The 25,653-nt window shown below is 53.6% G+C and carries 20 protein-coding genes; 4 read left to right on the top strand and 16 right to left on the bottom strand.

From position 1 onward, the window contains the following. Positions 1-38: 38 nt before the first annotated feature. From H8527_RS04780 to H8527_RS04745, 8 genes are all read right to left on the bottom strand, one after another. The gene (locus H8527_RS04780; protein WP_187546078.1) at positions 39-797 is read right to left on the bottom strand and encodes a tetratricopeptide repeat protein; all 759 of its coding nucleotides are present in this window, start codon (positions 795-797) and stop codon (positions 39-41) included. Positions 798-801: 4 nt separating this feature from the next. After that, positions 802-2,637: a BatD family protein gene (locus H8527_RS04775; RefSeq protein WP_187546076.1), complete on the bottom strand. Its 1,836-nt coding sequence runs from the start codon at positions 2,635-2,637 to the stop codon at positions 802-804. Positions 2,638-2,932: 295 nt separating this feature from the next. After that, a complete protein-coding gene (locus H8527_RS04770) occupies positions 2,933-3,604 on the bottom strand; it encodes a tetratricopeptide repeat protein (RefSeq protein ID WP_187546075.1) in 672 nt (223 codons plus the stop codon). A 13-nt stretch (positions 3,605-3,617) separates the two neighbouring features. Continuing rightward, positions 3,618-4,640 (bottom strand): VWA domain-containing protein, encoded by a 1,023-nt coding sequence (locus tag H8527_RS04765; RefSeq protein ID WP_187546073.1) that lies wholly within the window; start codon positions 4,638-4,640, stop codon positions 3,618-3,620. A 14-nt stretch (positions 4,641-4,654) separates the two neighbouring features. Beyond that, entirely contained in the window at positions 4,655-5,659 is a 1,005-nt protein-coding gene (locus H8527_RS04760; RefSeq protein WP_187546071.1) for a VWA domain-containing protein, read from the bottom strand. Between the two features lie 15 nt (positions 5,660-5,674). Further along, positions 5,675-6,763 carry a hypothetical protein gene (locus H8527_RS04755; protein ID WP_187546069.1) on the bottom strand — a complete coding sequence of 363 codons (1,089 nt, stop codon included), beginning with the start codon at positions 6,761-6,763 and terminating at the stop codon, positions 5,675-5,677. A 27-nt stretch (positions 6,764-6,790) separates the two neighbouring features. Beyond that, positions 6,791-7,675, bottom strand: a complete 885-nt coding sequence (locus H8527_RS04750; protein ID WP_187546067.1) for a DUF58 domain-containing protein — start codon at positions 7,673-7,675, stop codon at positions 6,791-6,793. 11 nt (positions 7,676-7,686) lie between these two features. Next, a complete protein-coding gene (locus H8527_RS04745; RefSeq protein ID WP_187546066.1) occupies positions 7,687-8,688 on the bottom strand; it encodes a MoxR family ATPase in 1,002 nt (333 codons plus the stop codon). 229 nt (positions 8,689-8,917) lie between these two features. Here H8527_RS04745 and dapA point away from each other — a divergent pair, with 229 nt between their 5' ends. The 4 genes from dapA to H8527_RS04725 all read left to right on the top strand — a co-directional run bounded on the left by dapA (position 8,918) and on the right by H8527_RS04725 (position 17,121). Continuing rightward, positions 8,918-9,805, top strand: a complete 888-nt coding sequence (gene dapA / locus H8527_RS04740; RefSeq protein ID WP_187546064.1) for a 4-hydroxy-tetrahydrodipicolinate synthase — start codon at positions 8,918-8,920, stop codon at positions 9,803-9,805. Between the two features lie 3 nt (positions 9,806-9,808). After that, complete coding sequence (locus H8527_RS04735) at positions 9,809-11,962, top strand: putative porin (protein ID WP_187546062.1); 2,154 nt, start codon at positions 9,809-9,811, stop codon at positions 11,960-11,962. Positions 11,963-12,333: 371 nt separating this feature from the next. Then, positions 12,334-16,182, top strand: a complete 3,849-nt coding sequence (gene dnaE / locus H8527_RS04730) for a DNA polymerase III subunit alpha (RefSeq protein WP_187546060.1) — start codon at positions 12,334-12,336, stop codon at positions 16,180-16,182. Between the two features lie 69 nt (positions 16,183-16,251). Then, entirely contained in the window at positions 16,252-17,121 is an 870-nt protein-coding gene (locus tag H8527_RS04725) for a glycosyltransferase family 2 protein (RefSeq protein ID WP_187546057.1), read from the top strand. A gap of 89 nt (positions 17,122-17,210) precedes the next feature. Here H8527_RS04725 and H8527_RS04720 read toward each other — a convergent pair whose 3' ends face one another. The 8 genes from H8527_RS04720 to H8527_RS04685 form a co-directional block, all read right to left on the bottom strand. Beyond that, positions 17,211-18,218, bottom strand: coding sequence for a class II fructose-bisphosphate aldolase (locus H8527_RS04720; RefSeq protein WP_187546055.1), 1,008 nt, complete (start codon positions 18,216-18,218; stop codon positions 17,211-17,213). 194 nt (positions 18,219-18,412) lie between these two features. Further along, a complete protein-coding gene (locus H8527_RS04715) occupies positions 18,413-19,522 on the bottom strand; it encodes an MraY family glycosyltransferase (protein ID WP_187546053.1) in 1,110 nt (369 codons plus the stop codon). Positions 19,523-19,540: 18 nt separating this feature from the next. Next, positions 19,541-20,335, bottom strand: a complete 795-nt coding sequence (locus H8527_RS04710) for a glycosyltransferase family 2 protein (RefSeq protein ID WP_187546051.1) — start codon at positions 20,333-20,335, stop codon at positions 19,541-19,543. Further along, positions 20,332-21,417 carry a glycosyltransferase family 1 protein gene (locus H8527_RS04705; protein WP_187546050.1) on the bottom strand — a complete coding sequence of 362 codons (1,086 nt, stop codon included), beginning with the start codon at positions 21,415-21,417 and terminating at the stop codon, positions 20,332-20,334. The genes H8527_RS04710 and H8527_RS04705 overlap by 4 nt, the downstream gene beginning before the upstream one ends. Positions 21,418-21,432: 15 nt before the next feature. Then, positions 21,433-22,716 (bottom strand): hypothetical protein, encoded by a 1,284-nt coding sequence (locus tag H8527_RS04700; protein ID WP_187546048.1) that lies wholly within the window; start codon positions 22,714-22,716, stop codon positions 21,433-21,435. Between the two features lie 11 nt (positions 22,717-22,727). Further along, positions 22,728-23,564, bottom strand: a complete 837-nt coding sequence (locus tag H8527_RS04695) for a glycosyltransferase (protein WP_187546046.1) — start codon at positions 23,562-23,564, stop codon at positions 22,728-22,730. Further along, positions 23,561-24,271 carry a glycosyltransferase gene (locus tag H8527_RS04690; protein ID WP_187546045.1) on the bottom strand — a complete coding sequence of 237 codons (711 nt, stop codon included), beginning with the start codon at positions 24,269-24,271 and terminating at the stop codon, positions 23,561-23,563. The genes H8527_RS04695 and H8527_RS04690 overlap by 4 nt, the downstream gene beginning before the upstream one ends. 272 nt (positions 24,272-24,543) lie before the next feature. Then, the gene (locus tag H8527_RS04685; RefSeq protein WP_187546043.1) at positions 24,544-25,560 is read right to left on the bottom strand and encodes a hypothetical protein; all 1,017 of its coding nucleotides are present in this window, start codon (positions 25,558-25,560) and stop codon (positions 24,544-24,546) included. Positions 25,561-25,653: the final 93 nt, after the last annotated feature.

Genomic DNA, 25,653 nt, shown 5'->3' with positions numbered 1-25,653 from the left:
TTACAAGAGGAATACGCCAACTATTTTTACTCTTTTTTTCAAGGCCGTGGGACGACACGTTCCATTTTATAAGGTCTGACCCAAAATTGTTCACCGTTGGGTAGCAAAACCTGCTGCCAACCTCCGACAGCACACTCTTGGATTTCGACTGTCGTGCCCTCGTGGAGGGTGGGTCCGCGCTTGCTGTTGGCCGTTGCACTGGTATAAGTGGGCAGTTCGGCCGCCATCACCACTGCACGGGCATTGTCGCGGAAAGCCGCCTTTTGCTGCCAGGCCAAGAGGGTGGTCAGCAGAAAACCGAAGATACCGGCTGCGCTCAAGAAGAAAGCGGCTTTGCGAATCAGCACGCGATGCGCCAGACGATAAAGCATGCCTGCCAGCATGGCCAACAGCAGGCAGAGGTAGGACCAGCGAGTCCAACTCTCCAAACTGCGTGAGGCTCTCCACTCCTGCCACCAGCTCACGAAAAACATCTGCTGCGGAGGAGCAAAGTGGTCGGTGAGCCGTGTGCGCACCACCGTCAGGTTGAAGCGGGCATCCTCGTGCGAGGGGTCGAGGTGCAGACAGCGCTCATAGGCCAACACGGCTTTCGGATATTCCTGCAAGCGAAAGTGGGCGTTACCCAGGTTGTAATAGAGATCGGCCGAAGGTTGCGCTTTCACCAAGGCGGAGTAGAGACGCACAGCCTCGGGATAGTCTTTGCGAAGATAGGCACTATCGCCTGCCGTCTTAGTGCGAACAGCCGCGCCAAGAGGAATCCACAGCAGGAAAGAAAGGAGGAGAAGAAAGGTGCGCATGGGATTATCGGAGTTGAAGGTCAAGACGATGAATGAGGTCGTTGGCACGCCGGAAGAGATGTTCGTGCTCGGCAGTTTCGGTGTGGGGAGCAAAGCGACCATAGTCGATGTCTTCGAGCAAATGGTGAATGGCTTCGACCTCAGCGGCATCCACACCACGGCGGCGAAGCTCTTCAGCAATCTGCTGCCGGGTCAGTGCGGAAACATCCAGAGAAAACTTGTCGGCGAAATAACCCATCAGTGCTGTCGACAAAGCATCGTAGAAGGCAGCCCCGTCACGTCTTTGCTCACGTTCGGCCGCTTGCAGGCGGCGGTGGGCCCGCGTTGAGGCTTTGTGGCGGCGACGGCCTTCAGTGTCGTTGCGGCGAGCCACCCAGCGAAGCAACACTCTCTCAAGGACCAGGCCGAGGAGCACAAAGAGACTCAGCACAAGCATATAGCGCCAAGAACCTATCCAGCTCCATCCACCCTCGGCAAAAGGCACATCGGCCTGCGTGTGGAGGTCGCGGATGTCGGCATTGCGCAAGGCCAACTCGCTGTCGGCTGCCTCGGCCGACCGATTGCCTTTGGCCACATGGAGGGTGAGGGGCTGCGTGCGAAGCGTGACGTAGCGCTCGGTCGTGGTGTCGAAATAAGTCAGCGTGGCGGCCGGGAGTGTATAAGTGCCGATGTTGCGCGGCACAAAGTTATAGTCAAACCACATTTCGCCCGTGATGCCCTCGGCTGTGATTCGGGTGTGGTCGGTGGTCTTCGCCGGGTAGGTATCGAAACCTTTCGGTAGCGTGAGTTGCGGAGCTTTGATGAGTTTCAGGTTGCCCATTCCGCTCACCACGAGGCGGACGGTCGCAATGTCGTTGGTCTTGGGCGTGGGTGAAACGAGGTGTTCTTTGAGCGCCATCCGCCCGACTCCTCCTGAGAAGTCGGACGGTCGCGGCCGGGGCAGCGGCAGCACTTCGACGGTCAGCGGCGTGGTGGCGCGCTGCACCTTGACGTTCAGGCTGCCCATCCCGTTGAAGAAGGCGTCGACCTCGTCTATGGCATAGTTCTGCTGGCGGATGTCGCAGTCGAAGGTGACGGCCGGAATGGTGAGACGCCCCGTCTGCTGGGGAAAGACGAGGTATTGCAAGTTGGTGCCCACTCGGTAGGTCTTGCCGCCGAGGGTGGCCAGCCGGGGCGACAAGTTGCGCGGCAGGGCAATCTCCTGCGTCCAAAATCCTTTGAGGTCGGGCTTTTGGCGAAGCATCACGTTGGCCAGTCCCACCCCGACGCGGGCGTGGAAGTCGTAGGTGAGCATGATGGGCTCTTGCTCATAGACCTTCCGTTTCGAGATTGTGGCGGTGAAGAAGAGGTCACGTTCACCGATGCGGCTGCCGGCGCGCTGCATCTGCGCCGCGGGGTCGGCGGCAGCATTATGGGGTTGCCCTTGCTGTGCGGTAGCGCCGGGTGCACTCCCCACCTTGATGGTGAGGGGCTGAGAGCGCAGCACGCGGCCATTGGCTTTGACGGAGGCCGCCCCGATGCGGAACGTCCCCTTTCGCTTAGGGGCGAGGATGAAGGTATAGGTCACGGACGACGAGGAGGTGGTGCGCCCGTTGATGATTTGCGTGCTGGAGAAGGTTGAGGTAGAAGGCCCGGCCAGCACCTCAAAGTCGGTGATGGCAGGCGGCGTGAAGTCGCTGCCATCGGCATTGTTCAGTACAAATTGCAGGCGTACTTGTTCGTTGCCGCCTACAATTTGTGGGGCTTGCGCCACAAATCGCACTTGCGCCCGTCCACTCAGGGACACAAGCAGGAAGAGGAGGGGGAGAAAAAAGGAGAGGGAGGGAAAGCGTAGCGTCATATATAATTATGGTCTGGTTCGAGGAGGGAGAAAAAGATTGTCATGCACTGATGTGGCAGGTAGACGTTGAGTCATAATTCTAAATATCGGCGTCGCATTTCTCTCCCGAGTAGAAATCGTCCCTTCGGGAAGAGACGTTCGTCCCTTCGGGAGGGGACATTCGTTTCTTCGGGAAGAGACATTCGTCCCATCGGGAAGGGACGTTTGATACGTCGGGAAGAAATGCGTCCCAAACGGTCAGGAGAGCCTCCCTTCAAAAGATAGAAAAGAACGGCTTCATCACCACCGCAGGACTTTACCAGTTCTTGTCCAGTCGATGTGCTCGCCGCGGTTGGGCGTCTTGGAGTTTGCGGCGCGTCTGCTGTTCGGCCTGCCGTGAGAGGTTGAGGAGCTGCTCAGCATTGTCGCGGCTCATCTGCTGTTGCTGTTGTTGCTGACTTTGCGGCGGCTGATTTTGCGACTGCTGTTGTTGCGGTTTGTTCTGTGGCTTCTCCTGCTGCTTTTTGTCCTGTTGGTTTTGATTTTTGTTCTGGTTTTGGCCCTTCTTTTGCTTTTGCGCCAGCACCAGATTGTAGCGGGTGTCTTCGTCGGCTGGATTGTTACGCAAGGCTTCCTTGTAGGCGTCGATAGCCTTGTCGTAGTCTTTGTTGAGGTGATGGATATAGCCCACGTTGTGGTAGGCCATAGCCTTCACCAGTTTGTTTTGCTCGCCCTTAGCGGCCGCGACAAACTGCTGCAAAGCATCTTTGCCATTCTTCTGTGCGAGATAGGCATCGCCGAGATTGAAGGCAGCACGCGTGCTGTGCGGATTGGCGGCAAGGGCACGCCGATAGTTGTCTTCGGCCGTTTTGTAGTCGCCGGCACGAAAGGCTTTGTTGCCTTGGTGCATCAATGTCCATTCACGCGATTGTGCCGTGGCCGCCACGATGCAGCCCAGGAAGAGAAAAATTGCGAGGAAGCGTTTCATAAGAGCGAGGGAATTACGCCTGCCGCTGAAAGAGGCGGAAGCGGGAGAAGAAGGCATTTTGCTTTTCAAAAAGGAGAAGCTCGATCAGCAACACGAGAAAAAGGAGGAGGGCAACGGCTTGGAATTGCTCGTTGAGACTGCCATCGGAGACCATGCCCGAGTCCGTCTGTTGGAGTTTGCGGAGCTGGGCTTGGAGTTGGTCCTGCGCCACGTTGCTGCCATCGATGTGGATGTAAGCACCATTGCCCGCTGCGGCCAATTCGCGGCAGGCGGCCTCGTTGAGAGCGGTCTTGACCACAGCTCCCGATCGGTCACGAAGCAGACCATTGGCGGTGGGGATTTCTGCCCCTGCACGACTGCCGACGCCCAAGACGTAGATGTGCCGCCCGGCTTTGGCCGCCGCCATTGCAGCTTCCTTGGCCCCGGGTTCGTGATCTTCGCCGTCGGTGATGACGATGATGGCTTTGCCCACCTTTTTGTCCTGTGTGAAACTCTTGTCGGCCAGCGTGATGGCGGCCGCGAGGTTGGTGCCTTGCAGAGAGACGGCATCGGTGCTGATGTTGTCGAGGAAGAGTTGGGCGCTGACAAAATCGTTGGTGATGGGCAGTTGCGGAAAGGCTTCACCGGCAAAGACCACGAGGCCGACCTTGTCGTTCTCCATACGGTCGATGAGGGTGGAGACGAGGAGTTTGCTGCGCTCGATGCGGGAGGGTTGCACATCGCGCGCCAACATCGACTGAGAGACGTCGAAAGCGATGATGGCTTCGATACCTTTGCGCTTTTCGCTGCCGGTGCTTGTGCCGTATTGTGGGCGTGCCAGCAGCAAAATGCCCAACACAACCGACAGACAGAGCAACACGAACTTCACCACAGGGCGGATGGTGGAGCGCCCGGGCACAAGCGATTTGAGCACTTGCCGGCGGCCGAAACGCGACTCTCGGCGGCGGGCTGTCCATTGCGAACGCAAAAAGAGGAGCACCAAGAACGGGAGCAGCAGGAGGCCGTAAAGATATTGAGGGGAGGCAAATTGGAACATGACTTGAAACAGGGTCAGGGGATGCGGCGCAGCCAGGTGAGACGAAGGAGGATTTCAAGCAGCAGAAGCACCACGGCCGCCCAGGCGAAAGGCAGGTAGGCTTCGTAGTGGCGCTTGTAGTGATGCACTTTGAGTTTGGTGCGCTCGAGTTGGTCGATGTCGTTGTAGATTTCACGGAGCTTGCTTTTCGATTCTGCCGAATAGTAGAGGCCGCCGGTGGTGCGTGCGATGGTGCGGAGGGTATTGGGGTCCATGTCGCTCTTGACGTTGGCGTAGTAGTATTCGCCGTTGGGGAGGATGCCCACGGGTTGGCGCACGATGCCTTGACGTCCCACAGCGATGGTATAGACCCGCACGCCTTTTTGTTTGGCAATCTCGGCAGCGGTGAGGGGCGAGACGTCGCCGGTGTTGTTGGCGCCGTCGGTGATGAGGATGACCACTTTGGAGGGGGCTTTGCTCGTGGCGAGGCGGCTCACAGCGTTGGTCAAGCCCATACCGATGGCCGTGCCCTCGGCAATCACGCCCGAACTTTGCAGGTCGCAACTGACATTGCGGAACATGGAGAGCAGGGCAGCGTGGTCGGTGGTCATGGGACATTGCGTGAAGGCTTCACCGCCGAAGAGGGTGAGGCCGATATTGTCGTTCTCACGACCGGAGATGAATTCGTAGGCCACTTGCTTGGCGGCCTCAATGCGGTTCGGTTCGAGGTCCTGCGTGAGCATACTCACCGAGATGTCCATCGCAATCATGATGTCGATGCCTTCCACCTCACGCTGGCTTTGCGGCGTGGTGGTCTGCGGACGTGCCAAAATCACGACCACCAACACCAGCACCAACAGCCGCAACACGAAGGGCAGGTGCACCAAAGCGGTGCGCGGTGTGAGCGGAAGACGGCGCAACGACTCGGTCGAGGCCACGCGCAACGCCGGTTCGTGACGACCACGCCAAAGGACGTAGGCCACAACGAGCGGAACGATGAGCAATAAAAGGAGGAAATAAGCAGGATGAGCAAAAGTCATGGGAGAGAGCAAGGTCTAAAAGAAATTGAGCCAAAGCAGATAGGCGATGTAGAAGAAGAGAGCTTCGCCACTGACCAGGCAAACGATGGCTGTCACTTTGAAGAAACGACGCACACGCTGTTGTGCCACATCGCCCAAGACAACGATTTGTTCTTTGGGTTTCTCGGCTTCCGGGTCGATGTGCCGGGTGGTTTGCACATAGTCGGTGGCTTGCAGAAGCATGCGGTCGCTCTCTATAAGCGTGGCACGATGGCGGGCAAATTTTATCAAGTCGGCCGTGGAAAGCACTTCGCGCAATTCATCGAGGGCTTGCGCATCGCCGTGCGAACGAAGGGCGTCGAGGATTTCGGCCGTGGTCATTTCACGCGCGTTGAAACCGAAGCGGTCGTTGATGTAGGTGCGCAGAACATCGGTCAGGCGCATGATGTGCAGCTTCTGAGTTTCCTCCTCTCCCCCACTCTCTTGCTCCTGCCGCAAGGAGCGGATAGCTTCGATGGCCACGACGTGAGGCGGTGTGGGCGGCTTCACCTTGATGCGTCGCGTGATGGGTTGCTTGCGCGAGAGGCGCAACGCCAACAGCGCGGCGGCTGCCATCAGCATCCAGAGCAGGGCGCACCACAGTAACAAGGCCGGGCGCCAAACGAAGATGGCTTCCGTGGGCGGATGGGCCGGACGCAATTGGTCGGGATGTTGCTCATCGACCGCCACATTGCTCACTTTCAGTCCGAGAGTGTTTCGACTTTGATAGGGCTTGCCGTTCACCTCAACCGTGAGGTTTAGTTGGTAGAGCGCGCTGTCGAAGGAGGTGAGTAGGTAGGAGCACGTTAGTTCGCAGCGCTTCTTGTCGTTGAGCCACGTGGTGTCGATGGGCGAGACGCTGAGCACTTCCACTCCCGGCGTGAGTTGTCCTTCAGCAAACTGCGGAAATGCAACTTTGGCATGAGCATCGCACGAGACCCGGGCTCGCAATCGAACCTGCTCTCCCACAAGGATAGCGGTGCTGTCCAACTGGGTTTCGACCACAACAGACTGCGCCCGCACCTCCGGCGAGAGGTACAGCACAAGAAACAGGAAGAGAAAAGAAAGAAGGGAGCGCTGAGGCATAAGAATAAGGAAAAATAAGAGAGGGAGTTATCGGGCAGCGGTGCGGCGGGCGAAGAGCCCTTTCAGTCCTTTCACATAGTCGCTGCCGGTGGCGATGCGCGTGTGGTCCACCCGAGTGCGATTAAAGCGGTCGTCCAGCCGGGTGCAGTGCTGTTGCCACCAATCGGCATGCGCCTGCCGCACTCGGCGCGACGCGGTGTCGACATATTGCAGATGTCCGGTCTCGGCATCTTCGAGCTTCATCAGTCCCACGTTGGGCAACTCAGCCATGCGCTGGTCGTACACCTGCACCGCCACCACGTCATGACGACGGCGGGCCATGGCCAGTTGGCGGTGGTAGTCGTGGGCATCAAGGAAGTCGGAAAGCAAAAAGGCCACGCAGCGTTTGCGAACGACGCGCATGAAGTATTCCAAGCCCACACCGATGTTGGTGCGCTTCCCCATGGGGCGCAAGGTGAGGAGTTCTCGGATGATGCGCAGGATGTGTGCCTTTCCTTTGGCCGGTGGGATGAACTTCTCCACACGGTCGGAGAAGAAGAGCACCCCGATTTTGTCGTTGTTGCGAATGGCGGAGAAAGCCAAGGTGGCAGCAATTTCGGTGAGGAGTTGGCGCTGTGTCTGCCCCTGCGTCCCGAAGTCGAGCGAGCCGGACACATCGATGAGCAGCATAGCCGTCAGTTCGCGTTCTTCCTCAAACACCTTCACATAGGTGCGGTCGAAACGAGCCGACACGTTCCAATCGATGTCGCGTACATCGTCGCCCTCCTGATACTCACGCACCTCCGAAAAGGACATGCCGCGCCCTTTGAAGGCGGAGTGGTACTCGCCTGCAAAAACGTTGTTGGAGAGGGCGTGCGTTTTGATTTCTATGCGCCGCACGCGCTGCATGAGTTGTCGGATTTGCTCGTCCATGGTGGATGGCCTTAGGGAACTTCGATTTTAGAAAGGATTTCGCCAATCAGTTTTTCAGCTGTCATCTCGGCAGCTTCGGCTTCGTAGGTGAGGCCGATGCGGTGGCGCAGGACATCGTAGGCCACGCTCCGCACATCATCGGGCACTACATAGCCGCGGCGGCGAATAAAGGCCAAACTACGTGCGGCCAGCGCCAAACTGATGGTGGCACGGGGCGAACCTCCAAAGGCGATGTAGGGACGCAGGTGGTCGAGCTTGTAGCGTTCGGGGTAGCGCGTGGCAAAAACGAGGTCCGCCACATATTGTTCGATACGTTCATCCACGTAGACCTCCTTCACCAATTCACGAGCCTGGACAATGGTGGCGACATCGACCACCGGCTGCACGGGACGGTCGGAAATGTTGCCGCCCATCGAGGCACGGACGATGCGCTTTTCTTCGTCGATCGTGGGATACTCGACCACCACTTTCAGCATGAAGCGGTCGGTCTGAGCTTCGGGCAGGGTGTAGGTGCCTTCCTGCTCAATGGGGTTTTGCGTGGCCAAGACGAGGAAAGGGTTGGGCAGCGCCATCGTTTCGTCTCCGATAGTCACCTCGCGCTCCTGCATAGCTTGGAGCAACGCACTCTGCACCTTGGCCGGAGCACGGTTGATTTCGTCGGCCAGCACAAAGTTGGCAAAGATGGGGCCGCGGCGCACACTGAACGCATCGTCTTTGCGGCTGTAGACCATCGTCCCCACCACGTCGGCCGGCAGAAGGTCGGGGGTGAACTGGATGCGGCCGAAGGAAGCATCAATGAGCGAAGCGAGGGTGCGGATGGCCAGTGTCTTGGCCAATCCCGGCACACCTTCCAGCAGGATGTGCCCATCGGAAAGCAGCCCGATGAGGAGCGCTTCGGTGAGGTGTTGTTGTCCGACGATGGTGCGTGCCATGCCGTCGGTGAGCAAAGTCACGAAGCCCGATTGGGCCTCAATGCGTGCAGTGAGGGCACGAATGTCGACATTTTGTGTCATAGCGGAGAGGGTTCTTTTCGTTGATTTTGCTTGCAAAGGTAGCGTTTTTCGGGCAAACGTGCCTCAAATTTCTATTAAAAAGGCTTGAATACAGCACGCAAACACCCTCTCGGCCAAACTACTGCGAACAGCAGAACAGACCACAAAGTACATTTCTGCAAATAGTGGAACGAAAATTTTGTGCTTAGAAAAAACTGCCGTAATTTTGTAGCACAAATTCAAGAACGACATGAGAACCAATATTTTTCGCGGTACGGGAGTGGCTGTCATTACCCCTTTCACTCCAGAGGGGGAAGTGGACCTCTACGGCCTGCGCGAGCACATCAACCGCCTTATTGATGGAGGCGTGGACTTCCTTTGCGCCCTCGGCACGACGGCCGAAACGCCTACGCTGACCGATAGCGAAAAAGAGCGCATCACCGAACTCTTCATCGAGACCGTGGCGGGCCGTGTGCCGCTCCTATTGGGATGCGGCGGCAACAACACGGGAGCGGTGTGCGCCTTCTTGGAAAACAACGACTTCGAAGGCATTGACGGGGTGCTCATCGTGACGCCTTATTATAATAAGCCTACGCAGGAAGGACTCTACCGCCACTATGCCGCGGTGGCCAAATCCTCGCCCGTGCCCGTGATGCTCTACAACGTGCCGGGACGCACGGGGGTGAACCTCGAAGCAGCCACCACTCTGCGCTTGGCCGACGACTTTGAAAACATCGTGGCCATCAAAGAAGCCAGCGGACGCATCGCCCAGATAGAAGAAATTCTGGCCGGTGCTCCCTTAGGGTTCGATGTGCTCAGCGGCGATGACTCCATCACCTTCGAACTGATGGGTCTGGGCGCGCAAGGCGTGATTTCGGTGGTGGCCAACGCTTTTCCCACCGAGATGTCGACTTTAATCAAGAGTATGCAGCAAGAAAATCTTGAAGACGCCCTCTACACACACCGCCAATTCTATGACATCTTCCGCTTGGCTTTTGCCGAGGGCAATCCTGCCGGTGTGAAGTGCATGCTGGCTCACCGCGAAGACTTGGCCAACATCCTGCGCCTGCCGCTCGTGCCCGTCAGTGCGGCCACCGAACAAAAGATAGTCAAAGCTCTTTCCGACTTTTCCCAATAACCCATGAACATGCGCCATCTTCCTCTTCTTATGAGCATCGCCTGTGCGATGCTTTTTATTGTTAGTGCCCCTGCTCAGACACCGCGGCTGTTGGGACGCGACGCGCTCGGCAGTAGTCGTGGCACGCAGCGCAATGCTTTCAAAACCGACAAAGACAGCATCGACCCCAACTCCATCCCCAAGGGGCTGACCGTCTGGACCATCGACGAGCGCTTCGGCAGTGTCCGACCGGCCGAACCCGACACCCTCTCCCACCTCTTTCAGAACAGCAACTTCACCGAAGGCGTCCACGGCACTTACAACTTCCTCGGCACGCAAGGCTCGCCGCGCATCTCGCGCATCTATTCGGGGGCACAAGATTATATGATGGGCTCGCAGTTCATCTTTACCCAGCCTTACTCTTACTATCTCCGCCCCACAGACCGAATGGTGTTCACCAACACCAAATCGCCCATTGCCCATCTGACCTACCACTCTGCCGGCGGCAAGCAAACGGGCGACGACCGCTTCACGGCCGACTTTGCCACCAACCTCAACAAACGTGCCGGAGTGGGCTTCGTCATCGACTATGCCTACGGGCGCGGCAACTACAAGAACCAGCCCAACTCGGCTTTCGGCGGCACGCTCTACGGCAGCTATCGCGGCGACCAATATCAGATGCACGCTTTCTTCAACAGTAACCACCTCAAAACGGTGGAAAACGGTGGACTGGAAGACGACAGCTACATTGTCAATCCCGAAGCCTACCCCACCCGCTACCAGTCGAGCGACATCCCCGTCCGCTTGGAAGGTGTGCGCAACACGCTCAACGTGTGGCAGTGGTTTCTCTCCCACCGCTATTCAGTGGGCTTCTACGAATATGTCGACTCCTTGGGGCGGGTGGTGCACCAAACCCAGCGCCCCACGGGATTGACCGTACGGCCGACTGCTGGCGACACACTCGCAAAATCCCTCGCTGCTCCCGCGCCCTTCATGGCCGACACCACCCTCACACGCCGTTTTGTGCCCGTGGCCTCGCTCATCCACACCTTCCGCCTGGCGCACAACGATCGGATCTTTTCCTCCCAAACGAAGCAAGACGCGTTCTTCCAAAACTTCTTCTACACCGCCGACAAGGCCAACGACAAGACGCGCAGCCTCTCCTTGCAAAACACCATCGCCCTCGAAATGCAGGAGGGCTTCCGCCGCTGGGTGAAGACCGGTATGCGCCTCTTTGCCAAGCACGAACTGGCGCGCTTCACGCTTCCCAACGCTGCGCAGAAGGAGGAAACGACGACCTTCAACTACATCACTCTCGGCGCACAACTCATGCGCGAAAAAGCCAAAACCCTCCGCTACAACGTGCTGGGCGAAATGCGCACCACGGGCACCGACTGGGGCGAATTTAATCTTGAGGGCAACGTCGGCCTCCACTTCCGCCTGGGTAGCGACACTCTGAGTTTCGAAGCCCGCGGATTTGTCCGAAACGAAAATCCGGCGTTCTACTATGAGCACTTCCACAGCCGCAACGCCTGGTGGGACAAGAACTTGGACAAGGTGTTCCGCTTCCGTGCAGAAGGCCGACTCTCCTACGGATCCACACGCCTCGGTGTGGGACTGGAAACCGTGCAAAACCACATCTTCCTGCAAGAGACGCAGACCGCCGGCGCCACTCCCGCCACTCAGGCCACGATGAAGTATGGCGTGGACGTGCAGCAGACCTCCACCAACATCCAACTCATCAGCGCCACCCTCGGCAAGAACTTCCGCCTCGGCATTTTGAATTGGGAAAACGAGCTGACGCTCCAGAAGAGTTCCAACGACCGGGCGCTCCCACTCCCGCTCCTGACGGCGTGGTCCAACCTCTACTTGAAGTTCAAAGTGGCCCGCGTCTTGGCCACCGAACTGGGTGCCGATGTGCGCTACTTCACGCGCTACTACGCCCCCACTTACAGCCCGATGGTGGGTATGTTTGCTCTCCAAGACGCCACCTATCGCACCCAGCTGGGCAACTATCCCTGGGTCAACGCCTACGTCAATTTCACCCTCAAAGGCGTGCGCTTCTACGTGGCCTACACTCATCTCAATCAGGGCAACGGTCGCTACTTTCTCGCCCCCCACTACCCCACCAACCCTTCCGAACTGCGCGTCGGCATCAGTTGGACTTTCTTCAATTAGTCGGAAAGCCGTAGCCGGCTGTCCCACTCACTTCTCCCCATCAGCCTTTTTCTTTTGCAGCGCCTTCTTCACGGGCCGTGCTTCCTTCCGCTCCACCTTCTCTCCCTCCCCGGAGAGAAGGAGAGAAGAAGGAGAAAAAGTGCACTTCCTCAGAGACAAACTATAAACCAAGGTTTGGTTTATATAAACCAAAGTTTGAATTACATAAACCAAGGTTTGAATTATATAAACCAAGGTTTGGTTTATAGATTGCGCGCCTTCCGGCGAAGTTTGTCTCCCGAGAAAATAAGTTTTTCCGGCACATAGCGAAAGTTTGTCTTTTTGCCTTCACCACTGCTCCTTCCTCAGCCCCTCAAAAACATCTTCCCACAATGATACCCTACGTCCACCTCCACGTTCACTCCCACTACTCTCTCTTAGACGGGCAAGCCGATGTCACCCGCATCATCGACAAAGCCATTGCCGACGGCATGCGCGGCGTGGCCCTCACCGACCATGGCAACATGATGGGCATCAAAGACCTCTTCAACTACTCCAACAAGGTGAAAGGAGGGGCAAAAAAAGCCATTGCCCAAGCCCAAAAGAAAATCGACGCTCTCCGCGACGGCACCTACACGCCCGACCCCGACAAGGACGGCGGAAAGAGTGTCGACGAACTGGTGGCCGAATGCGAAGCCACGATTGCCCAAAAGCGCATCGCGGCCGACTTCAAGCCCGTGATAGGCTGTGAGATGTACTGTGCGCGACGCAAGAAGGAACTCAAAGACACCAAAGAGGACGCGAGTGGCTGGCACTTGATTGTGTTGGCCAAAAACGAGGTGGGCTATCACAACCTCATCAAGCTCGTGAGCCGCTCCTGGGTGGACGGCTACTACTATCGGCCGCGCACCGACAAGGAGGATTTGGAGCTGTTTCACGAAGGGCTCATCGTCTGCTCGGCCTGTCTGGGCGGCGAAATCCCGCAAAAGATTATGCACGATGACCTCGCAGCCGCCGAGGAAGCGGTGCTGTGGTTCAAGCGCGTGTTTGGCGAAGACTACTATCTCGAACTCCAACGTCACGAGGTGAAAGACCCGGCCCAGCGCGCCAACCGCGAGACCTTCAAACTGCAACAGGAGGTCAACAAGGTGCTCATCGACCTGGCCGGAAAGTGCGGGGTGAAGTACATCTGCACCAACGACTCCCACTTCCTCAACGAGGAAAACGCCGAGTCGCACGACCGCCTCATCTGCCTCGCCACCAACCACTATTACAGCGACCAAAACCGCCTCCTCTACACCAAGCAGGAGTGGTTCAAGTCGCAGGCCGAGATGAACGAAGTCTTTGCCGACCTGCCCGAAGCTCTCAGCACCACGCAGGAGATTTTGGACAAGGTCGAAACTTACAGCATCGACCACGCCCCCATCATGCCCAACTTCGACATCCCGGCGGAATTCGGCACGGAAGAAGACTATCGCGCCCGCTTCACCGAAGAGATGCTCTACGACGAGTTCACACAGGACGAAAACGGCAACGTGGTGCTCTCCCGCGAAGAGGGCGAAGCCAAAATCAAAAAACTCGGCGGCTACGACAAACTCTATCGCATCAAGCTCGAAGCCGACTATCTGGCCAAGATTTCCTACGAAGGCGCCAAGTGGCGCTACGGCGACCCGCTCTCCGACGAGACGCGCGAACGCATCAACTTTGAGTTGCACATCATGAAGACGATGGGCTTCCCGGGCTACTTCCTCATCGTGCAGGACTACATCAAGACAGCGCGCGAGCAACTCAACGTGTCCGTCGGTCCGGGACGCGGTTCGGCCGCCGGCAGCGTGGTGGCCTACTGTCTGCGCATCACCGACATCGACCCCATCAAGTACAATCTCCTGTTTGAGCGCTTCCTCAATCCCGACCGCATCTCTCTGCCCGATATCGACGTAGACTTCGACGACGATGGCCGCGGCCGTGTGCTGCAATGGGTCACGGACAAGTATGGCGTGGAGAAGGTGGCCCACATCATCACCTACGGCACGATGGCCACCAAGTCGGCCATCAAGGACGTGGCGCGGGTGCAGCAACTGCCGCTGGCCGAGAGCCACCGCCTGTGCAAACTCATCCCCGACAAGCTCCCCGAAGGACTCAACGGCAAGCCGCTGAAGATGAATCTCACCAACGCCATTGCCTCCATCCCCGAACTGCGCGAGGCAGAGGCATCGCCCAATCCCGTGCTGCGCGACACCCTGCGCTATGCCAAGATGCTCGAAGGCAATGTCCGCAACACCGGTGTGCACGCCTGCGGCTTCATCATCTGCCGCGACGACATCTCCGACTGGGTGCCTATCTCCACGGCCGACGACAAGGAGACGGGCGAAAAGCTCCGTTGCACCCAGTACGAAGGCAAGGTGATTGAAGAGACGGGTCTCATCAAGATGGACTTCCTCGGCCTGAAGACCCTCACCATCCTGCGTGAGGCGGTGGAGAACATCCGCACCTCGCTCGGCATCGAAGTGAACGTGGACTATTGCGACCTCGAAGACTCGGCCACTTTCGACCTCTACAGCAACGGGCGCACCATCGGTACGTTTCAGTTTGAGTCCTTAGGCATGCAGAAACACCTGCGGGCGCTCCAACCCACAGTCTTCGAAGACCTTATTGCCATGAACGCCCTGTTCCGTCCGGGCCCGATGGCCTACATCCCGCAGTTCATCGATCGCAAACACGGCCGCGAGCCCATCACCTACGACCTGGACTGCATGGAGAAGTACTTGAAGGAGACCTACGGCATCACCGTCTATCAGGAGCAGGTCATGCTTCTCTCGCGCGAGATTGCCAACTTCACCCGCGGCGAGAGCGACAACCTCCGCAAGGCCATGGGTAAAAAGCTCCGCGACAAGCTCGACCACATGTATCCCAAGTTTGTGTCCGGCGGGCAGGCCAACGGCCACGATCCGAAGGTGCTGGAAAAGATTTGGAACGACTGGACTGCCTTTGCCGAATATGCCTTCAACAAGAGTCACGCCACGTGCTACTCGTGGGTGGCCTATCAGACGGCCTACTTGAAGGCCAACTTCCCGGCGCAATATATGGCCGGCCTGCTCAGTTGTTCGCTGGGCAACATCGGCGATCTGACCAAATTTCTCGACGAGTGTCGGGACATGAAGATAGATTGCTACGGCCCCGATGTCAACGAGAGCTACTTCAAGTTTTCCGTCAACTGTGTGAGCGACATCCGTTTCGGACTCGCCGCCATAAAAGGCGTGGGCGAAAACGCCGTTCAAGCCATCATCGACGAGCGCGAGAGAGGAGGACGCTTCACCGATGTCTACAACTTCTTTGAGCGCGTCAACCTCAACGCCTGCAACCGCAAGAACATCGAAGCGCTGATCATTGCCGGTGCGTTCGACAGTTTTACGGAGCTCTGCCGCGAGCAGTACTTTGCGGTCGACAGCAGTGGGACGATGTTCCTCGATGTGCTCATGACCTACGGTGTACACTTCCAGCAGGACCACGAGGAGAACACCAACAGCCTCTTCGGCGGCATGGAGACGGTAGAGATTTCCAAGCCTAAGCCTCCCCACATCTTTGAAACGTGGAGCAACCTCGAGCGCCTCAACAAGGAGCGTGACTTGATAGGCATCTACCTGAGTGGGCATCCGCTCGACAACTACGCCATCATCCTCAACAACCTTTGCACGCTGTCGATGCTCAATGTCAACGACCTGGAACCTTATGCCAATCAGGACGTGACGTTCGGCGGTATGGTCACTGCGGCCAACGAGCGCATTTCGCAGAAGGGCAACGCCTATGGTAAAGTGAGCATCGAGGACTTCAAAGGCGCGGGAGAAATCACACTCTTCGGCGATGATTGGGCACAGTTTAAGGGCTACTTTGCGGTCGGCAATTCCATCTTCGTCACCGCCCGCGTTGTCCCCAATAAGTGGCGGCCGGAGGAATTGAAACTACAGATCAGCAAGGTGGAATGGCTCTCCGATCTCGTCGACACACGCATACAGAGCCTCACCATCACGGCCGACTTGAAACTGCTGGACGAGATGTTGGTGACGGAAATCATTGAAATGGTGCAAAGCACGGAAGGTGAAACGCCGCTCCACTTCCACATCCACGACCCCGAGACGAAGGCAACGGCTACCTTGACGAGCGACACCTCGCGCATCAACATCACCCGCGAACTGATGCACTTCTTAGACAACAACGACGCCCTCAACTACAAAGTCAACTAACCCTCTCCGTTTCTTATCTCTACCTGCTCAAGCACGTCTTGGGCAGGTGGCCTATCGCCTCTCCTACTTATGTCGGCCAAACTTTCACTCCTCATCTGCACCATCAACGACCGCATACAAGGCGTACCCGACCTCTTGCTCCCACAACAGGCGGACGTGTGCTATGTCGTGTCGTTTCAGTTCACCGCAGCGCAGTTCTTGGAGATGGTCCCCACTATATTAAAAGAGCGTACGGACATCACCGTGCTCCCGATTTCGGGCATCGGCCTTTCTTACAATCGCAATAACGCCTTGCGCCACTGCACCACGGAGTTGGCCCTCATCGTCGATGACGATGCACGCTACACGCCACGGCAGTTGAAGGCGGTCGTACATTATTTCTCCACTCACCCCGAGGTGGACATCGCTTGTTTTCAAGCCGTCGACCGTGTCGGAACGCCCATCAAGACTTACGCTTCAGCGCCTTTCGACTACGCCCATCGCCCCTCCGGCTGCTACTTCTCCAGTTGCGAAATGGCGCTGCGCACCGATGCGCCTTTGCCCGCCTTCGACCCTCGCTTCGGCCTCGGTGCGGGCTATCTCTCTTGCGGGGAGGAGGAAGTGTTTCTCCATCAAGCCCATCGGTTGGGCGCACGTATCTGCTACGAGCCGCAGGTCGTCTGCTCCATTCCTTCCGGGCCAACCACAGGAGCTCACTTTTCGGACGATGTGCGGGTGCGGCGCTCCAAAGGAGCTGTGCTCTACATGATGCACGGCCTCATTGGCGCGTTGCTGCGCATCACCCGCTTTGCTCTCTCTCTGCCTTGGGGCACGCGCTGGAAGTTTTGGCGCGACATGCTCGACGGTATTCACTACATTTTCTCCACACCGCTCAACGAGGGGGTGGCCGATGACATCCCCTTAGATTTTCAGCCCATCGATTTTCGCAAACTGCCGTAACGATTTTCTTCTGTATCAAACAAAAAGACCGCGCCAAAACAATTTGTTTTGACGCGGCTTTTTCAAATCAAAATGAAAGAAGGCTTCAATTAGGGTTGAGCCAACTTGTTGTTGGAACCGAGCACTTCAACAATCTTGTGCTCGTATTGCTTCTGCATGTTGTCGCGAGCGGGACCGAGGTACTTGCGGGGGTCGAACTCAGCGGGCTTTTCAGCAAAGACTTTGCGAACGGCAGCAGTCATGGCCAAGCGAGAGTCGGAGTCGATGTTGATTTTGCAAACGGCAGAGGCGGCAGCCTTGCGGAGTTGCTCTTCGGGGATACCCACAGCGTTGGGAAGCTTACCACCATACTTGTTGATGGTGTCTACTTCTTCCTGAGGTACGGACGAAGAACCGTGGAGCACGATGGGGAAACCGGGGAGGCGCTTCATGATTTCGTCGAGCACATCGAAAGCGAGGGGAGGAGGAACGAGACGGCCGGTCTTCGGGTCACGGGTGCACTGTTCGGGAGTGAACTTGTAAGCACCATGGCTGGTACCGATAGAGATGGCGAGAGAGTCGCAGCCGGTCTTTTCGGCAAACTCAATCACTTCGTCGGGGTTGGTGTAGTGGGAAACTTCGTGAGAAACTTCGTCTTCCACACCAGCCAGCACACCGAGTTCGGCTTCTACGGTCACATCGAATTGGTGAGCGTAGTCTACCACTTGCTTGGTGAGGGCGATGTTTTCTTCGAAGGGAAGGTGAGAAGCATCAATCATCACAGAACTGAAGCCCATATCGATGCAGCTCTTGCAGGTTTCGAAGCTGTCGCCGTGGTCGAGGTGAAGCACGATTTCGGGATGTGCACAACCGAGCTCCTTGGCATACTGCACAGCACCTTCGGCCATGTAGCGGAGGAGAGTTTGGTTAGCGTAGTCGCGTGCACCCTTGGAAACTTGCAGGATGACGGGACTCTTCTGAGCAGCGGCGGCCTTGATGATGGCTTGGAGCTGCTCCATATTGTTGAAGTTGAAAGCGGGGATGGCATAGCCACCGTCTACGGCACGCTTGAACATCTCGCGAGTGTTCACAAGGCCGAGGTCTTTGTAATTAACCATAACTTTGTTTTGTTTAAGGATGAGATTGTTTCGGGAGTCGATGTGCAAACAGCGAATGGGTCGTGGCGGAAAGCCAAATTCTTCGCCTTTTGCCCTACAAAATTACGACTATCTTATGGGGTTTCAAAATTTGAAACGTATTATTTTGCAGGTAAATTGGACAAAATGTTAAACCTTTTGTGGTTGAGAACAGATTATGAAGATGCAGATGACAACTTTGCCTTCCATTTTAACCAAAAGATGAAGAAAGCGAAGCAGAGAATGTCGCTGATGACAATGGACAGGGCTGAAAGTTGGAGGTGGGTATAGAAGAACCAATTCAGCACGTTGAGCGCAACTTGCAGTCCTACGATGAGGAGCAAAGAATGGCGCATACTGAAGCCTGCGGCCAGACAGAGGTGGTGAAGGTGGCTTTTGTCGGGACTGAAGATGCCGCTCCCTATCCACAAGCGTCCGACAGCCACACGCACCAAGTCGAAGCAAGGCACGAGCACCAAGGTGAAGGAGAAAAGCAGTGCGTGCGGACGATAGGGCAAAACGGCCGGATTGTTCATCGCATATTTGATGGCCAAATAGGCAATGGCATAGCCCAAGACCAAGCTGCCGGTATCGCCCATAAAGGTTTTGGTCCCACGCTCAACACTGCCGAACATATTAAAATAGAAGAACGCCAGTACTGCCCCTATCAGTCCGACCGCCAGAAGAGTGTAGGACAGGACTTCCAGTTGCGCAAAGACAAAAGCAAATACGCCCAACATAATCATAGACAGCGCCGAAGATAAGCCGTCAATGCCATCAATGAGGTTGATGGAGTTGACAATGAGCAGACAGACAAATACGGTGAGGGGATAGCTCGCCCAAAGGGGGATCTCGTACAAACCGCAGAAGCCATAGAAGTTGTCGATGTAGAGCCCACACAGCGGCATGAAAAGCGTAGCGGCAAACTGCACCAGAAACTTGAAAGAAGCTTTCAGCCCCAACAAGTCATCGAGAATACCAATGAGGTAAATGAGAAAGAGTCCGGCTATCAGTATCATCGTGGAAAGACGGAACACTGGCAGTTCGGTTGTGGGTTCAAGAATCGTCATCAGCAGGTAACTCACCGCCATCCCAACGACCATGGCAGGAGCAAACAACAAGCCGCCCAGTCGGGGTATCTTGTTTTGATGCACCTTGCGCTCGTTGGGCATATCATAAAGGCCACGTACTCTGCAGAGACGCAGCAGCCAAGGCATAGCCACAAAGGTGATCATCAGGCTTGCAGAAAAGGTAAGCAATAGGTAGAGAATGTCGGTGGTGTTCATAGGAAATAGAGAAGAGGACTATAGCCGTTGGCGCGTGCGAAAGACAGATTTGCTTCGCGTAGTCAGGCATTCTGTCATTTTATAAAGATAGCGTAGGCTGAGTAGAAAGACATTGGTGTAGACGTGGTGCTGACGAAAAGCCCGCAGATGATCGGACAGAATGCGACGATGGCTTTGTAAGCCGGAGGAGGAAGCTCCCCCGACACGCATCGTGACACAATCCAGCGGCACGTAGGCCGTAGTGATTCGATGGATGAAGATGAGACGAAGCAATTGTTCGAAATCAGCAGCCACTTTATATTGTATGTCGAAGAGTCCATATTGTTGATAAACTTCGCGCCGACAATAGAAGGAGGGGTGGGCCGGCATAAATCCTAAGCGCATCATCCAAGGACGAAAAGGACGTGAACTATAATAGCGCACCATCTTGCTGACATCATTGGGCGCGACATAGTGCACATCGCCATAAACAGCATCGACTCGGCTATCCTCTATGGTTTTCGCAAGGGTGGCCAGCACATGGGGACTGGTGTAGAAGTCGTCACTATTGAGAAGTCCCACCACTTCTCCACGGCACATGCGAATGCCCTTGTTCATCGCGTCGTAAATCCCTTGATCCGGCTCGCTCACCACACGAAGTCGTCCCTCAAATCGAGGAGCATAACGTTCTATAATCTCTAATGTCCCATCGGTAGACTGTCCATCAACTATAATCAGTTCATAGTCCGTGAAAGTTTGTGCCAAAACACTTTCGAGCGTATCCGTAAGCGTGTCGGCACTATTGTAAGTCGCGGTGATGATGGAAAGGGTCATAGGCAATGCTTCTCCCACATTTTTGTGTAAAACTGAAAATACTCCTCTTGCATTTTACTCCAAGAGAAACGCAGACTATTATCAAGTCCTTGCCGAGAGACATCCTCTCTAAAAGTTGTATCATCGATGAGGCGCTGAATAAGCTGGCAAGCTGTGTCAAGTTGAAGTGTACGAAGCAGTAAGGGATAGTTGGTGCCTATCACCTCAGGAATTGAGGAGACGGCCTGCGCCAATACAGGACAGCCACAACGTTGCGCTTCTATCACAGGAATGCCGAATCCTTCATATTCAGAAGGATACAGCAAGGCTGTTGCACGATTGTAATAATAACATAACTCGGCATCACTCGGAAACTTGCGTTGTATGACTTCGACAGAAGTTACAGAAGACAGTTCTGCTGCTGAGAGAGGCGCTCCCACCACCAACAAAGGAAGTTTCAAACGCTCTGCCACTTGTACCGCAAAAGAAAACTGCTTGTAGGGTGCACGATTGCCCACAAAAAGCAGGAAGTGTGGAGGAAGTGGTTCCATACTGCCCATCTCCTCCTCGCTGAGAATACGATAGGTGTCGGCAACGCCATTATGAATTACACTGACTTTTTCTGAATTGATCTCAGGCATATAATGCAACAAATCTTTTCGTGTGCTTTCAGACACACAAACCAGAGCATCGGCCTTAAGAAGTGCTCGGCGCTTTGTATACTGGTGTACCCATCTCTTAAGACCGGTCACATATTTCTCATACGTGAAATCGTGGATGGTAATAATGTTGATGGCACGAGGATGCGTGCAAACACGATAGTAGGAGGAGTGAAAGAGAAAAGGAGCTGAAGATGGAGTCTCAATATCCAAATTGAGATAACGCTTCACTTTCCAGAAACACTCATTGAGCACGCACAACACGGAAGGGGGTATCACCAAATTGCGACGTACATAGTTCGTGCGAGCACGTGGCCATTCGTAAATCCGCACCTGTTCAGGGTCGAAACGTTGCAATACCATCTGAATTATATTCTCCCAAAATATGGAGATACCTCCCATCTTCTGCCAAGCAAAAACGAGGTTGTCAAGGATTATTTTCATAGAGAGAGATAAAGATTATAAAGGTTGTGCCGATGTGTGATTGAGCGTAAGTTGACGACTGAAGAGGAACATCAAGCCAAGAATAAAGCCAAAATTGAGAACAAAGTCAAACCAGTAACTTATCCCCAAACTAAAATCTGTAATACTTGAGTTGAGGGTGATGTAAAGGTAGGTAAAGAAAGCTGCAGAGATGATGCCCTTAGGCAATAGAAGAGGCAAACGAAAGAGCATGAAAGCCAAAAACAAGCCGCAGAGGTAAGAAAACAATAATCCCCACCATCCAAAGGCAATATAACTCAAAATGGGAATACGTGCATTAGGCCCCAAATTTTCTCCTACAGACGAAGGAGTCACGTACCAAGCCAACTGGTTGCCAATTGAGGCGACATCTTCATCAGCGATCAATCGCAAAGGCTTGAGTAAGCCAGCAAAGATTTGCACCCAAGAATTTTGTACTTCCACGACACTCAGCACATTGTCAGGATAAGCATAGAAATAGCAATCTCCAAAAGCCGCAAAACGCACAGCAAGACCTATAACTGCCGTCTGAAGATTTCCACCCAGTCCCGCAGTTTGCACTAACAGTACAACAACCGCTGCTATGATGCCCACGAGAAGGTAGATTAAGGTTTTCCCAGAACGCGGCAGTTCTTGTAGATAGAAGAACTTAAATCCCCAATAGGCAAACAAGATATTTAGAAAAGCGAATTTAGAGGCTGTTGCTATCAAGAAGAAAATACAACAAGCCAACACGATGTAGGCCAAGGGACGATACTTACGCTTATGCAAGAGATAGAACGAATAAAACATCGTATAGATGCTAAACCCTGTATTGAAGCGCGCTAAAATTCCCAAACCTCCCGTGCCGGCATAAACAGACAACCGACTACTATCCATCAAAATCGGTATTCCAATGGTGGCGTAGGTAACCAGAGTAAACAGGAAATAGAGAGCGGCAATGACGATAAATACATAAAAACCTATTCGGTCAGAGTACTTAATCGTGTGCCGCGAGAAGGTGGCACGCTTCTTCCCCAAACTCACTATGCCTAACCAAAACAATCCTTCAGACAATATGAAATAGCAAAAATGCTCTGTCGTCATATTCTGCGTGAAGTAAAGAAACAAAGGAACAGCATTGGCAAACATAGCAAAAACGACACTATATCGTAGTGGGTCGTACCATGTCAGTGTAAAGCCCTTATAGACCGGCACAAGCGCTGCTATCGACAAAAACAATGCCAATATATACCATTCCCAGTGTAATGCAAGGACGAGGAGAAAAGTATCAACGTTCATGTCAGTAGAAGCTATCTGAGAAATATAAAACGTATTTCGCGGTTAAGTATTGCGCATTTGATTGAAAATACATCATAGTAAAGATACATCAGCAAAGCTAACCAAAAAGATTTGAGCCTTGCCAAGTAGATTGCCGAAGTGCGCATCTCTCGATAACGTCGTGCTTTCTTATCAAAAGTTTCTGCCGGGTCATAGAAGTTGAGGGTGTGTTGAAGCGTATAGCGGATGACACAAAAATGGGTGTGCTGCTGCCCATACTTCCACATAAAGTAATTGTCAGTATTGTAGAAACGGAGGTTTTCATCATACCCTTCAAAACCTCCTCTCAAGTAGCTTCCTGAAATCACCATACCGCTATTGATAGCAGTGCTATGGCGTGTCGTGACAAGACCGTATTGCTTTTTTTTCCAGTAACTTCCCTTAAAACCATGTACCCAGCTCGGACTGATAATATCGCTTCCTTGCTTAATAATCGGAAGGAACAAGGAGCAATGAGGATGGGCTTGATGACTTTCAAACAAAGCCTTCCAAAATCCTTCCTCAAAGTGGCTATCATGATCCAGAAGAACCAGATGTTGTTGTTCAGATAGATATTGTCGAATAACGATATTGTAGATTGCAGATAAGGATTTGTTTTCTCCATCCTGCCAATAATGCACATTCAGGGGAGAAAGACTCATTTTAAGCCGTTCCAAAGTATCTATCGAGTAAGGATGCTCACTATTGTCCCTTAACAGAAGGCGATGATGACCTTTACCTAGTGTCTCTATCGACTTTTGCAAAGAGGAAAGCGTTTCCGACTCTTCGGGAGAAACATGATAAAGGACAACAAGAATAAGAAGATTCATAATGAGAGTTTGTGTTTAATTCCCATCCATTTGAAATGAAGCCATGCACGCCAACGATACCAAGTTCCGAAATTCTTCTCAATGACGTGGAAGAGTTCAGCAGCATTTGAAGATGAGTTGGAGATTCCTTGCATACTATGAAAAGCAATAACATCAGAGGTGATGGCAACTTTAATTTGTACTTTGTAGAGTCTTTGATTAAGATCGTAATCTGCAAACACACGAAATGACAAGTCATAGGGATAAGTAAGCAGAAGCAATCGGCGATAAAATGCTCCTTGATGAGGGAGTGTATTGTAGACTTTCAAAGCTGCCTTCCATTTGGGGGATAGACACTCTCGTGTGTCAGTAACCACCCTCCCTGCAAGTAAATCAGTACCACAATCACGAGCTTGGCAAAGCGCCTCATAGGGAAGGTGAAGCAATTCATCTCCGGCATTGATGTTGAGCACATAGTTTCCACGTGCCAGTGCTGCCGCCTGATTCATCGCGTCATAAATTCCGGCGTCTGCTTGACTGTGCCAATAGTCAATGATGTGCTGATACTTACGGATTATATTTTGTGTGCCATCCGTGCTCCCTCCATCCAGCACCACATACTCTACCCAAGGTTTCTTGAGAGCCGCTATACTCTGAAACGTCGCCTCTATCTCATTGACGGCATTGCGCACAACCGTGATGATGGTAAGCAGAGGAGTATCTTTCATGGTTGAGTTCTTTTGAAATCAGGTAAATAGGTGATCAGAATTGATTGAAACTATATTTGTTTCTTTTTTTCATCAGTTCGCCTTTGCGAAGGAGGAGTGTAACGGCCTACACAACTGATGAACAAAGACGGGATGGCGGGAAATGGATACAAAGAGGGTATCAAAGTAAAGAACTTCTTACGAGTTAAATCACTACGATTGATACTGAGCACCTACTTAACCTAACGTAAACTTCGTCTTCTTTTATTCAATCAGAGAATGGAAGCCCAAGCCTATCGAATACCTCTAAATGCATAATAGCATCCACTGGACACAATCCCAAGGATGAAGGTGAGGAAGATGGGAATCATCCGCTTAGGCCCTGCCGGACGTACCGGAACAGGTGCTTCCTGAATCACAGTAAAAGCAGGCGTACGTTCTTGCAATTTGGCCTTTGCCGTTTCTACTTGCACTCCCAACTGAGTAAGCGCATTAAAAGCCTGCTGCATCTCATTTTCAAGATCGGCCTCTTTGGTTTTATATTCATTGAGCACGAGATCAGTGTGACTATCGGAGTAAGCAACATAGGCTTTCTGCACCTTTGCATACCTCTCCCGTGCCTCTTTCTGCAAGCGTTCGGCATAACGTAAATCAATGCGTGCTTTGCTCGTACGATAATCTATAATGTAAGCCTGCAGCCTTTTCATAATAGCATTGGCCAATGAGGATGACACATAAGGATCTTGCGCCATAGTGGTGAGACTGATCATTCCAGTCTTCTTATCAATATCGCAACGTATGTTGCTTTTTGTCTCCTTGATGAGTTGCTCTTGATGAAGATTAAAATGAGTAGCTGTAAAGTCAATCGTGCGACTTGGGGGTGTCTTATTTCCTTTGATTACTTCAAGCGCTCTATCCCACCAAGGCTGTTCCTGGTGAAAGGTGAGATAATTATAATAGCTCATCGTATCCTTTGTCTGTCGAATCACTTGAAGTTTGAGAACGTCAATAATGAAATTGTTTGAATTGAAGATGTCAGGATAAATATCAGGATTGATGGCATCTTTTCCATTATTAGCATTCATCGAGAATCCGGCCAAAGAGGAGAGTTCTGCAATATTCTTTGGCAAACTGACCCCTCCTTCCGATGACTCAGGAATGACTTGGATAGTGGCAGAATAGTAGCGTGGCAAGCTAAATAGAATTCCTGCGACCACAAGAGTTAGTCCTGTGGCAAAAAGCAACATACGCTTCCATCGTTGAGAAATGAGAGTGTGGAGAGAGGTATAGACATTGATTTCCTGTTCCATAAAGAAGAGAATGCGCAAGGTGAACGAAAATAAGGTCGAAGTAGGGGGTAAATTTATCTCAGAGGTAATTTTTTCTACCTCAGAGATAAATTA

This window comes from Alloprevotella sp. Lung230 (genome assembly GCF_014385435.1).
In the GTDB taxonomy this organism is placed as follows: domain Bacteria; phylum Bacteroidota; class Bacteroidia; order Bacteroidales; family Bacteroidaceae; genus Alloprevotella.
The sequence above is the reverse complement of the archived record's forward strand: the minus strand, read 5'-3'. Positions and strand labels throughout refer to the sequence as shown.

What these genes read in the sequence shown, in the direction of transcription:
- H8527_RS04780 (WP_187546078.1), bottom strand. Translation starts at nt 797, where the DNA reads ATGCGCACCTTTCTTCTCCTCCTTTCTTTCCTGCTGTGGATTCCTCTT.
- H8527_RS04775 (WP_187546076.1), bottom strand. Translation starts at nt 2,637, where the DNA reads ATGACGCTACGCTTTCCCTCCCTCTCCTTTTTTCTCCCCCTCCTCTTC.
- H8527_RS04770 (WP_187546075.1), bottom strand. Translation starts at nt 3,604, where the DNA reads ATGAAACGCTTCCTCGCAATTTTTCTCTTCCTGGGCTGCATCGTGGCG.
- H8527_RS04765 (WP_187546073.1), bottom strand. Translation starts at nt 4,640, where the DNA reads ATGTTCCAATTTGCCTCCCCTCAATATCTTTACGGCCTCCTGCTGCTC.
- H8527_RS04760 (WP_187546071.1), bottom strand. Translation starts at nt 5,659, where the DNA reads ATGACTTTTGCTCATCCTGCTTATTTCCTCCTTTTATTGCTCATCGTT.
- H8527_RS04755 (WP_187546069.1), bottom strand. Translation starts at nt 6,763, where the DNA reads ATGCCTCAGCGCTCCCTTCTTTCTTTTCTCTTCCTGTTTCTTGTGCTG.
- H8527_RS04750 (WP_187546067.1), bottom strand. Translation starts at nt 7,675, where the DNA reads ATGGACGAGCAAATCCGACAACTCATGCAGCGCGTGCGGCGCATAGAA.
- H8527_RS04745 (WP_187546066.1), bottom strand. Translation starts at nt 8,688, where the DNA reads ATGACACAAAATGTCGACATTCGTGCCCTCACTGCACGCATTGAGGCC.
- dapA (WP_187546064.1), top strand. Translation starts at nt 8,918, where the DNA reads ATGAGAACCAATATTTTTCGCGGTACGGGAGTGGCTGTCATTACCCCT.
- H8527_RS04735 (WP_187546062.1), top strand. Translation starts at nt 9,809, where the DNA reads ATGAACATGCGCCATCTTCCTCTTCTTATGAGCATCGCCTGTGCGATG.
- dnaE (WP_187546060.1), top strand. Translation starts at nt 12,334, where the DNA reads ATGATACCCTACGTCCACCTCCACGTTCACTCCCACTACTCTCTCTTA.
- H8527_RS04725 (WP_187546057.1), top strand. Translation starts at nt 16,252, where the DNA reads ATGTCGGCCAAACTTTCACTCCTCATCTGCACCATCAACGACCGCATA.
- H8527_RS04720 (WP_187546055.1), bottom strand. Translation starts at nt 18,218, where the DNA reads ATGGTTAATTACAAAGACCTCGGCCTTGTGAACACTCGCGAGATGTTC.
- H8527_RS04715 (WP_187546053.1), bottom strand. Translation starts at nt 19,522, where the DNA reads ATGAACACCACCGACATTCTCTACCTATTGCTTACCTTTTCTGCAAGC.
- H8527_RS04710 (WP_187546051.1), bottom strand. Translation starts at nt 20,335, where the DNA reads ATGACCCTTTCCATCATCACCGCGACTTACAATAGTGCCGACACGCTT.
- H8527_RS04705 (WP_187546050.1), bottom strand. Translation starts at nt 21,417, where the DNA reads ATGAAAATAATCCTTGACAACCTCGTTTTTGCTTGGCAGAAGATGGGA.
- H8527_RS04700 (WP_187546048.1), bottom strand. Translation starts at nt 22,716, where the DNA reads ATGAACGTTGATACTTTTCTCCTCGTCCTTGCATTACACTGGGAATGG.
- H8527_RS04695 (WP_187546046.1), bottom strand. Translation starts at nt 23,564, where the DNA reads ATGAATCTTCTTATTCTTGTTGTCCTTTATCATGTTTCTCCCGAAGAG.
- H8527_RS04690 (WP_187546045.1), bottom strand. Translation starts at nt 24,271, where the DNA reads ATGAAAGATACTCCTCTGCTTACCATCATCACGGTTGTGCGCAATGCC.
- H8527_RS04685 (WP_187546043.1), bottom strand. Translation starts at nt 25,560, where the DNA reads ATGGAACAGGAAATCAATGTCTATACCTCTCTCCACACTCTCATTTCT.